The 2369-nt window shown below is 59.7% G+C and carries 3 protein-coding genes and 1 pseudogene; 1 reads left to right on the forward strand and 3 read right to left on the reverse strand.

Going from position 1 to position 2369, the window contains the following annotated elements; translation table 11 throughout:
• The first annotated feature begins 373 nt into the window (after nt 1-373).
• The gene (locus ACEW8J_RS10590; protein WP_373491608.1) at nt 374-943 is read left to right on the forward strand and encodes a hypothetical protein; all 570 of its coding nucleotides are present in this window, start codon (nt 374-376) and stop codon (nt 941-943) included.
• 31 nt (nt 944-974) lie between these two features.
• Here ACEW8J_RS10590 and ACEW8J_RS10595 read toward each other — a convergent pair whose 3' ends face one another.
• From ACEW8J_RS10595 to ACEW8J_RS10605, 3 genes and pseudogenes are all read right to left on the reverse strand, one after another.
• Complete coding sequence (locus ACEW8J_RS10595) at nt 975-1835, reverse strand: M23 family metallopeptidase (protein ID WP_373491609.1); 861 nt, start codon at nt 1833-1835, stop codon at nt 975-977.
• Nucleotides 1832-2041 (reverse strand): DUF2093 domain-containing protein, encoded by a 210-nt coding sequence (locus ACEW8J_RS10600; RefSeq protein ID WP_373491610.1) that lies wholly within the window; start codon nt 2039-2041, stop codon nt 1832-1834. The genes ACEW8J_RS10595 and ACEW8J_RS10600 overlap by 4 nt, the downstream gene beginning before the upstream one ends.
• An 85-nt stretch (nt 2042-2126) precedes the next feature.
• Nucleotides 2127-2369: pseudogene (locus tag ACEW8J_RS10605) on the reverse strand (exodeoxyribonuclease VII large subunit); the annotation flags it as partial.

A 2369-nucleotide genomic window follows, 5' to 3' on the forward strand; every position in this document is an offset into this window, starting at 1 on the left:
AGGTTTGAAAATTTTCTCATGTAATCCAGTCCCTTATTCTGGAGAGGTTGGCCAGTATGACCGATCCCCGGTTGTTGACCGGTGGCAATCAGCGCGCCCCAAACGCGCGGATTCGACCACCGAGTTGAGGGTCAATTGCAACAAGGCTTCTGGTCTGTAAAGCTCCGGTTCAGGGTTCGGCGCGGTTTTTGTAGAGATTGTAACTATTTTGTCACAGTCGCGACACGGTGGAAATCAGGCGAATTCGGGACATGGTCATCGCGCGCCGGGCTGTTTTAACTCCAACCCTGGCCGCAGAACAAAGAATTGCCTCTGGTGCCGTGATTGCCTAATGTCGGTCAACATTTGAAATGAAACAACAGGACAAACGGCAATGATCATCTCCAAGGGATTCTTCAAGGGCATGCTTTTGGCCAGTGCCGCAGTCGCAGCTGGCCTCGGTAGTTCGGCAGTTGCAAAGGAAATCGACCGGAAAAACGCTCTTTCGGCCCCGCCAGCCATTTATACGGATTTGGTGGCATGCAGGGACATCGCCGAACCGGCCGCCAGACTGAGCTGCTTTGATGAGAAGGTTGCCGCCCTCCAGACCGCCCAGTCAAACAACCAGGTGGTGATCGCAGACCGCGAGCAGGTCCGTGAAGCCCGGCGCGGCCTGTTCGGACTGACATTGCCGAGGATCAAGCTGTTCGGCGACGATGCTGATGAAGGCGATCGGATCGAATCGGTCGAAGGCGTGATCCAGTCCGCGCGAACTTTTGCCGGTGGTAAATGGCTAATCCAGCTGGAAGACGGGGCAGTTTGGCAGCAGACCGACCCTGGCCGCAGCACCATGCGCCCCCCCAAGGCGGGCGATCCCATCGTCATCGAGCGGGCGGCAATGGGCAGTTTTATGGCCAAGGTGAACGACGGTCGGGGATTCAAGGTCAAGCGGATCGTCAATTGAAGCCGAAGATAATCGGCAGCTTTTCCCTCGGCTAATCCATCGGCCCGGTCAGCAGGATCGGATCGATCCGGGCGTCGTTCCATTTCATCGACCAGTGTAGATGCGGGCCGGTGGCGCCGATCCGGCCGATGGGTTCGCCGCGCTTCACTTGCTGTCCCTCTTTGACCAATATTTCGGAGCTGTGCAGAAAGGCGCTGTTCAGTCCCATGCCATGGTCGATCATCAGCAGATTGCCTTCCAGCGTGAACGGGCTGGAGGCGGCCAGTGTCACCACCCCATCGGCAGGCGCGACATAATAGGTGCCGGTCGGGGCGGCGATATCGACGCCGCTGTGATAGCTGCCGGGATCGCCATTATAGATGCGCTGCGATCCGAACTGGCCGGAAATCCGGCCCTTGGCGGGCCAGACAAAGCTTTGTCGCCAGCCCTTGCTGCCGCTTTGCACCGCGCGCGCTGCACCGATCTGCTCCAGCTCGGGGCCGCGCCGAGCCATGAAGGCTGCGCTGCGGGTAGTCGCCCGGCGGTTGATGCTGACATGTTCGATCTTCCATTTGCGCGGCGCGATATTGATGAACTTGCGCACGGTCTGGCCATTGTCGAGCGTAGCGAGCAGATTCGCGGCCTGACCGGCATCGCGGTTAAAGGCGATGATGAACTTGCCGTCCTCGTCGATCGGCACGGCCTCGCCCTCAAACGTCAGGCTGCGGATCCCAGCGGGGGCGTCGCCGATCATGACGCCGCCCTGGATCGCTTCTCCGCTGAAGCCGAATTTTACCGCTTCACGGAATGCCGACTGTTCCGCGTCTTCGGTTTCCGCAGAGGCGATTGTCGCGGGAACAAATGCTGCCGAGAATGTCAGCAGGGAAAGAACAAGTTTGAACGGCTTGCTCACTGTTCGCCTTCGGGCAGATGGGCGCGGGCCGAAATCTCGGCCGTGGCATAAGGCTCCTGCTTCTCGACGCTCCAGTAACGCAGTTCATCCAGCGGGATCGCTTCGCCGGTTACCGCGCACAGGACATGGTCGCCCGCCGACAAGGGCCGGAACCCGTTCGGCATATAATGCAGCTTTGCCACCTTGTTGCGATTGGACATTAACATAGGACGCTCTTACTCCTTCAAGCCTTTACCTGCGATTTACCGGCCCGCTCCAAGCGGTCACCGGCTCAATATATCGCGGATTTCCCTAGAATAAATCCTGCTGCCTGTCATCCGCCGGTTTTTTGCTGCGGCTCGCCGGGCTTTTCGGCGACGATTTGGCAATCGTCCGCGATTCGGTTACCTGCGCGCCGATCTTGCCATCGGCGAAATGCAGGGTGAGGCTGCCCGCCGCAGCGGCGGCCTTGCGGCTGCCGACCAGAACACCATCGGCGGAAGAGACCCGGGCATAGCCGCGCTTGAGCGGCCCGTCGGGCGACAGCTGCTGCGC

The organism is Parasphingorhabdus sp., assembly GCF_041748495.1.
GTDB lineage: Bacteria > Pseudomonadota > Alphaproteobacteria > Sphingomonadales > Sphingomonadaceae > Parasphingorhabdus.

Coding starts and splice junctions, on each gene's coding strand:
- ACEW8J_RS10590 (WP_373491608.1), top strand. CDS start 374: ATGATCATCTCCAAGGGATTCTTCAAGGGCATGCTTTTGGCCAGTGCC.
- ACEW8J_RS10600 (WP_373491610.1), bottom strand. CDS start 2,041: ATGTTAATGTCCAATCGCAACAAGGTGGCAAAGCTGCATTATATGCCG.